This window comes from Pseudoalteromonas holothuriae (assembly GCF_945859825.1).
In the GTDB taxonomy this organism is placed as follows: Bacteria; Pseudomonadota; Gammaproteobacteria; order Enterobacterales; family Alteromonadaceae; genus Pseudoalteromonas; species Pseudoalteromonas holothuriae.
Genome location: NZ_CAMAPC010000057.1, coordinates 1 through 2,154, shown reverse-complemented (window position 1 = coordinate 2,154; position 2,154 = coordinate 1). Strand labels below are relative to the sequence as shown.

Genomic DNA, 2,154 nt, shown 5'->3' with positions numbered 1-2,154 from the left:
AGCTGGGTCGTGATGGTGCATTAGAATTATCACCAACAGTATTTTTTGAATACCCAACAATAGCAAGCTTTGCAGAATACTTAGCACAAGAACACAGTGAAGTGTTTATCAAGCGGTTTGGCATGAAGACAGCTCATACTCAGCAAAATAAAATGGGAGTCGATGCGATAGAGAATACGTCATCCTCAGATACGGTGACACGCTTGGATTGGTTGCTTGATAGCAAAGATGCTGGTACGCAACAAAAAGCGACTGGAAGTGCAAGTACTGCCATTATTGGTATGAGTGGTTGTTTTCCTGGAGCCAGAGATCTAACTGAATTTTGGGAAAATATCCGTGATGCCAAGGATTGTATCAGTGAGATCCCCGCTGAACGTTGGGATTGGCGGGCGCTCGAAGCTAAAAAACTGTCAGATGTGAAATGGGGCGGATTTATGGAGGGAGTTGAGGAGTTTGATGCATTGTTCTTCGGCATTTCTCCTCGAGAAGCTCAGTTGATGGACCCGCAGCAACGTCTGTTGATGACTTACACATGGAAAGCTTTAGAAGATGCTGGTTATGCGCCGCAAAGTTTGGCTGGTTCGGATACTGCGATATTTGTAGGTACAGCTAATACGGGTTATTCAGAGCTTTTGGCGATGGCAGGTAATAAAGTTGAGGGCTACTCATCAACGGGCATGGTGTCCTCCGTGGGGCCAAATCGCATCAGCTATCTACTTAATATTCACGGACCGAGTGAACCTATCGAAACTGCATGTTCGAGTGCTTTAGTGGCAATCCATCGTGCTGTTGGTGTTATCGAGGCTGGGTTGAGTAAGATGGCGCTTGCTGGCGGTATCAATACATTATTATCAGCGATGACACATGTTGCGTTTGATAAGGCGGGTATGCTCTCACCAGATGGTCGATGTAAATCGTTTGGACAAAATGCCAATGGCTATGTACGTGGTGAAGGGGTAGGTATATTACTGCTTAAGTCTTTAACAGAGGCTGAGCAAGATGGAGATCATATCTATGGTGTGATCCGGGGCACCGCAGTCAATCATGGTGGCCGAGCAAACTCTCTGACAGCACCAAATCCCAAAGCACAGGCGCAGTTGCTAGAAGCTGCGATACGTAAAGCGGGGGTTGACCCTCGTACAGTGAGTTATATAGAAGCACACGGTACGGGAACTGAATTGGGAGATCCAATTGAAATAAATGGGCTTAAAAGCGCATTTAAGCATTTATATAACGATGCCAATATAGCCGCTGAACGCCAGCAGGATTATCAAGAAGCACACTGTGCTTTGGGGTCAGTCAAGAGTAATATTGGTCATTTGGAATTGGCAGCAGGCGCAGCTGGGGTGATCAAAACTTTACTGCAATTTAAACACAAAACCTTGGCAGCCAGTTTACACAGTGAACCACTTAATCCACATATTAAACTAGCGCAAAGCCCGTTTTATCTTCTGCATAAGACACAGCCATGGCATGCCTTGAAATCAGCACAGGGAGAGGAATTACCACGTCGAGCAGGGGTGAGTTCTTTTGGCTTCGGTGGCGTGAATGCCCATATTGTACTAGAAGAATACCGAGTTGCACCAGTGGCTTTAGAATCTCAACAAGGCTCTGTGGTAGTTGTTTTATCAGCAAAAACGCAGGATGCGTTGCTGCGTCAGCAACAAGGCTTATTATATTATCTTAATCACACACACGCGCGCATTTCGTTAGGCGACCTTGCTTATACACTACAAGTGGGTCGTGATGCGATGGCTGTCCGTTGGGCTACCACGGTTTTTGATTTAAATGAACTCAAAGATAAACTAGTGCGAGGTATTGATGGCGAACAACACATTAACAATGTTTATGTGGGTGGCGACAAATCTAGTCGAGAACAATATGGTTTGCTGAATAACGATGCCGAATTTAATGAAACTATATTAAAGTGGCTATCGTTAGGTAAGAACTATAAATTGGCGCAGTTGTGGGCGGGTGGTTTTAATTTGGATTGGCATTTATTGTATGGTGAGGTAATGCCACGACGTATCAGTTTACCGACCTACCCATTTGCACAGCAACGTTGTTGGGTAGATATAGACTCAAGTGTGTCGCGTCAAGGCTCGCAGGGCGAACCGGGTAAACAACAGGGTGCCACACAGATACATCCATTGC

1 protein-coding gene is annotated in these 2,154 nt (G+C 45.5%); it reads left to right on the top strand.

The window, feature by feature from the left end; all coding sequences use genetic code 11:
• Positions 1-2,154, top strand: a 2,154-nt coding sequence (locus OCI93_RS20785; RefSeq protein WP_315942827.1) for a type I polyketide synthase, incomplete at both ends; no start/stop codon positions are given.